Here is a 5477-nt window from a genome sequence, read left to right on the forward strand (position 1 = left end):
CTAACATGTCATAAAATGTCCCTGAGATGTCGGAATTATTTGCGTTAGGAACCAGTTGGGGCAAAAAATAGACAGGATAGGGACAGGGACACTAAAGAAGAATATTTTCTTGTAGAATCATATTATCAAAGGAAAAGGAGATAACATGAACTTCAAGGAACGCTATGAGAAAGTGCAGTGGATCGTCCGCCGCTGTGCACGGGATTATTATGTACATTTATGGGAGAATAGTGACTGGGAACAAGAAGGCATGTTGATCTATCACCAGCTAGAAGAAAGTCATCCAGATATCAGTCAAGATGAAAGCCGCCTCTATCGCTACTTCAAGACAAAATTTCGGAATCATATTCATGACATACTTCGCAAGCAAGAGAGCCAAAAACGCCGCTTCGATCGTCAGTCTTTATGAAGAAGTTGGTACCATTAGTCATAGACTGAGCAAGCGCGAACTAGCTTTAGATGATTTAGTCGCTCTTCGAAGTTCATTAGCAGCCTACACTTCCAAGTTAGATAAAGAACAACTAGAGTTATACCACCGCTTATTAGGCGACGAGCGGTTTAAGGGACGTAAAAGACTGTTGCGAGAGTTAGAGAAATATTTAAGCGACTTTAGCAGCACGGTGCTATAGAGAATAAGGGAGAGGTAAGAGGGAGATGTTACCTTTCCCTTTTAGTTATTGATTTATCAGTGATTTTGTAGATGGCAGGAAATAAATTTGTAAAAAAAGATAAAAAAATTCAAAAAAAGTGTTGACAAGGGAGTGGATAGGTGATATACTGATATAGTTGTCGCTTGAGAGAGCCTGCGTTGTATTAGCTAGTTGGTGGGGTAACGGCTCACCAAGGCGACGATACATAGCCGACCTGAGAGGGTGATCGGCCACACTGGGACTGAGACACGGCCCAGACTCCTACGGGAGGCAGCAGTAGGGAATCTTCGGCAATGGACGGAAGTCTGACCGAGCAACGCCGCGTGAGTGAAGAAGGTTTTCGGATCGTAAAGCTCTGTTGTAAGAGAAGAACGAGTGTGAGAGTGGAAAGTTCACACTGTGACGGTATCTTACCAGAAAGGGACGGCTAACTACGTGCCAGCAGCCGCGGTAATACGTAGGTCCCGAGCGTTGTCCGGATTTATTGGGCGTAAAGCGAGCGCAGGCGGTTAGATAAGTCTGAAGTTAAAGGCTGTGGCTTAACCATAGTACGCTTTGGAAACTGTTTAACTTGAGTGCAGAAGGGGAGAGTGGAATTCCATGTGTAGCGGTGAAATGCGTAGATATATGGAGGAACACCGGTGGCGAAAGCGGCTCTCTGGTCTGTAACTGACGCTGAGGCTCGAAAGCGTGGGGAGCAAACAGGATTAGATACCCTGGTAGTCCACGCCGTAAACGATGAGTGCTAGGTGTTGGGTCCTTTCCGGGACTCAGTGCCGCAGCTAACGCATTAAGCACTCCGCCTGGGGAGTACGACCGCAAGGTTGAAACTCAAAGGAATTGACGGGGGCCCGCACAAGCGGTGGAGCATGTGGTTTAATTCGAAGCAACGCGAAGAACCTTACCAGGTCTTGACATCCCGGTGCCCGTCCTAGAGATAGGATTTTGCTTCGGCACACCGGTGACAGGTGGTGCATGGTTGTCGTCAGCTCGTGTCGTGAGATGTTGGGTTAAGTCCCGCAACGAGCGCAACCCTTATTGTTAGTTGCCATCATTAAGTTGGGCACTCTAGCGAGACTGCCGGTAATAAACCGGAGGAAGGTGGGGATGACGTCAAATCATCATGCCCCTTATGACCTGGGCTACACACGTGCTACAATGGCTGGTACAACGAGTCGCAAGTCGGTGACGGCAAGCTAATCTCTTAAAGCCAGTCTCAGTTCGGATTGTAGGCTGCAACTCGCCTACATGAAGTCGGAATCGCTAGTAATCGCGGATCAGCACGCCGCGGTGAATACGTTCCCGGGCCTTGTACACACCGCCCGTCACACCACGAGAGTTTGTAACACCCGAAGTCGGTGAGGTAACCTTTTAGGAGCCAGCCGCCTAAGGTGGGATAGATGATTGGGGTGAAGTCGTAACAAGGTAGCCGTATCGGAAGGTGCGGCTGGATCACCTCCTTTCTAAGGAAAAACGGAAGCCATTGGTCGTCATGTTTAGTTTTGAGAGGTCTTGTGGGGCCTTAGCTCAGCTGGGAGAGCGCCTGCTTTGCACGCAGGAGGTCAGCGGTTCGATCCCGCTAGGCTCCATTAGGATAGTGATGACTATTCTAAACTTGTCCATTGAAAATTGAATAACTATATCAAATAGTAACAAGAAAATAAACCGAAACGCTGTGAATATTAATGAGTTTAAGACTGAAAGGTCAAAAATAAGGTTAAGTTAGTAAGGGCGCACGGTGGATGCCTTGGCACTAGGAGCCGAAGAAGGACGTGACAAACGACGAAATGCCTCGGGGAGCTGTAAGTAAGCGCAGATCCGGGGATGTCCGAATGGGGGAACCCAACAGGTACTACCTGTTACCCATCTCTGTTAAGGAGATGAGGAGGAAGACGCAGTGAACTGAAACATCTAAGTAGCTGCAGGAAGAGAAAGCAAAAGCGATTGCCTTAGTAGCGGCGAGCGAAACGGCAGGAGGGCAAACCGAAGAGTTTACTCTTCGGGGTTGTAGGACTGCAATGTGGACTCAGATTTTATAGAAGAATGACATGGGAAGGTCAGCCAAAGAGAGTAAGAGCCTCGTATTTTAAATAGAATCTGTACCTAGCAGAATCCTGAGTACGGCGGGACACGTGAAATCCCGTCGGAATCTGGGAGGACCATCTCCCAACCCTAAATACTCCCTAGTGACCGATAGTGAACCAGTACCGTGAGGGAAAGGTGAAAAGTACCCCGGAAGGGGAGTGAAATAGAACCTGAAACCGTGTGCCTACAACAAGTTCGAGCCCGTTAATGGGTGAGAGCGTGCCTTTTGTAGAATGAACCGGCGAGTTACGTTATGATGCGAGGTTAAGTTGAAGAGACGGAGCCGTAGGGAAACCGAGTCTGAATAGGGCGTCTTAGTATCATGATGTAGACCCGAAACCATGTGACCTACCCATGAGCAGGTTGAAGGTGCGGTAAAACGCACTGGAGGACCGAACCAGGGCACGTTGAAAAGTGCTTGGATGACTTGTGGGTAGCGGAGAAATTCCAAACGAACTTGGAGATAGCTGGTTCTCTCCGAAATAGCTTTAGGGCTAGCGTCGACATAAAGATTCTTGGAGGTAGAGCACTGTTTGGGTGAGGGGTCCATCCCGGATTACCAATCTCAGATAAACTCCGAATGCCAATGAATTATGGTCGGCAGTCAGACTGCGAGTGCTAAGATCCGTAGTCGAAAGGGAAACAGCCCAGACCACCAGCTAAGGTCCCAAAATAATTGTTAAGTGGAAAAGGATGTGGGGTTGCACAGACAACTAGGATGTTAGCTTAGAAGCAGCTATTCATTCAAAGAGTGCGTAATAGCTCACTAGTCGAGTGACCCTGCGCCGAAAATGTACCGGGGCTAAAACAATTTACCGAAGCTGTGGATACCTTTATAGGTATGGTAGGAGAGCGTTCTATGTGTGGTGAAGGTGTACCGTGAGGAGCGCTGGAACGCATAGAAGTGAGAATGCCGGTATGAGTAGCGAAAGATGGGTGAGAATCCCATCCACCGTAAGACTAAGGTTTCCAGGGGAAGGCTCGTCCGCCCTGGGTTAGTCGGGACCTAAGGAGAGACCGAAAGGTGTATCCGATGGACAACAGGTTGATATTCCTGTACTAGAGTATGAAGTGATGGAGGGACGCAGTAGGCTAACTCGTGCGTACGAATGGATGTACGTCTAAGCAGTGAGGCGTGGTATGAGTCAAATGCTTATACCTGTAACGTTGAGCTGTGATGGGGAGCGAAGTTTAGTAGCGAGTGAGTGATGTCACACTGCCAAGAAAAGCTTCTAGCGTTGTATCATACTCTACCCGTACCGCAAACCGACACAGGTAGTCGAGGCGAGTAGCCTCAGGTGAGCGAGAGAACTCTCGTTAAGGAACTCGGCAAAATGACCCCGTAACTTCGGGAGAAGGGGTGCTGACTTTGGTCAGCCGCAGTGAATAGGCCCAAGCAACTGTTTATCAAAAACACAGCTCTCTGCTAAATCGTAAGATGATGTATAGGGGGTGACGCCTGCCCGGTGCTGGAAGGTTAAGAGGAGTGCTTAGCGTAAGCGAAGGTATGAATTGAAGCCCCAGTAAACGGCGGCCGTAACTATAACGGTCCTAAGGTAGCGAAATTCCTTGTCGGGTAAGTTCCGACCCGCACGAAAGGCGTAATGATTTGGGCACTGTCTCAACGAGAGACTCGGTGAAATTTTAGTACCTGTGAAGATGCAGGTTACCCGCGACAGGACGGAAAGACCCCATGGAGCTTTACTGCAGTTTGATATTGAGTGTCTGTGCCACATGTACAGGATAGGTAGGAGCCTATGAGATCGGGACGCCAGTTTCGATGGAGGCGATGTTGGGATACTACCCTTGTGTTATGGCCACTCTAACCCGGATAGGTGATCCCTATCGGAGACAGTGTCTGACGGGCAGTTTGACTGGGGCGGTCGCCTCCTAAAAGGTAACGGAGGCGCCCAAAGGTTCCCTCAGACTGGTTGGAAATCAGTCGCAGAGTGTAAAGGTATAAGGGAGCTTGACTGCGAGAGCTACAACTCGAGCAGGGACGAAAGTCGGGCTTAGTGATCCGGTGGTTCCGCATGGAAGGGCCATCGCTCAACGGATAAAAGCTACCCTGGGGATAACAGGCTTATCTCCCCCAAGAGTTCACATCGACGGGGAGGTTTGGCACCTCGATGTCGGCTCGTCGCATCCTGGGGCTGTAGTCGGTCCCAAGGGTTGGGCTGTTCGCCCATTAAAGCGGCACGCGAGCTGGGTTCAGAACGTCGTGAGACAGTTCGGTCCCTATCCGTCGCGGGCGTAGGAAATTTGAGAGGATCTGCTCCTAGTACGAGAGGACCAGAGTGGACTTACCGCTGGTGTACCAGTTGTCTCGCCAGAGGCATCGCTGGGTAGCTATGTAGGGAAGGGATAAACGCTGAAAGCATCTAAGTGTGAAACCCACCTCAAGATGAGATTTCCCATAACGCAAGTTAGTAAGAGCCCTGAGAGAAGATCAGGTAGATAGGTTAGGAGTGGAAGTGTGGCGACACATGTAGCGGACTAATACTAATAGCTCGAGGACTTATCCAATTTTCATTGAGCGCAGCTTTTGGTAAGTATTGTGAGTTTTGAGTAGTTATTCAATTTTGAGTTGACAAGGCAATAAGATATTGTAAGTTAATTCAGCAAGTTAAGTGACGATAGCCTAGGAGATACACCTGTACCCATGCCGAACACAGAAGTTAAGCCCTAGAACGCCGGAAGTAGTTGGGGGTTGCCCCCTGTGAGATATGGAAGTCGCTTAGC

Annotated in this window: 1 tRNA gene, 3 rRNA genes and 1 pseudogene; all 5 read left to right on the top strand. The window is 49.2% G+C overall.

The features are described 5' to 3' along the window. Positions 1–145: 145 nt before the first annotated feature. A pseudogene (locus D8791_RS10165) lies at positions 146–629 on the top strand (sigma-70 RNA polymerase sigma factor region 4 domain-containing protein). Positions 630–665: 36 nt separating this feature from the next. Then, positions 666–2113: ribosomal RNA gene (locus tag D8791_RS10170) — 16S ribosomal RNA — on the top strand. A 53-nt stretch (positions 2114–2166) separates the two neighbouring features. Continuing rightward, positions 2167–2239: transfer RNA gene (locus D8791_RS10175), tRNA-Ala, on the top strand. A gap of 126 nt (positions 2240–2365) precedes the next feature. Continuing rightward, positions 2366–5261, top strand: a 23S ribosomal RNA gene (locus D8791_RS10180). 100 nt (positions 5262–5361) lie between these two features. Then, positions 5362–5477, top strand: a 5S ribosomal RNA gene (gene rrf / locus D8791_RS10185). Together the 16S, 23S and 5S rRNA genes with 1 tRNA gene alongside form the textbook arrangement of a ribosomal RNA operon.

This window comes from Streptococcus cristatus (genome assembly GCF_003943515.1).
Lineage (GTDB): Bacteria > Bacillota > Bacilli > Lactobacillales > Streptococcaceae > Streptococcus > Streptococcus cristatus_D.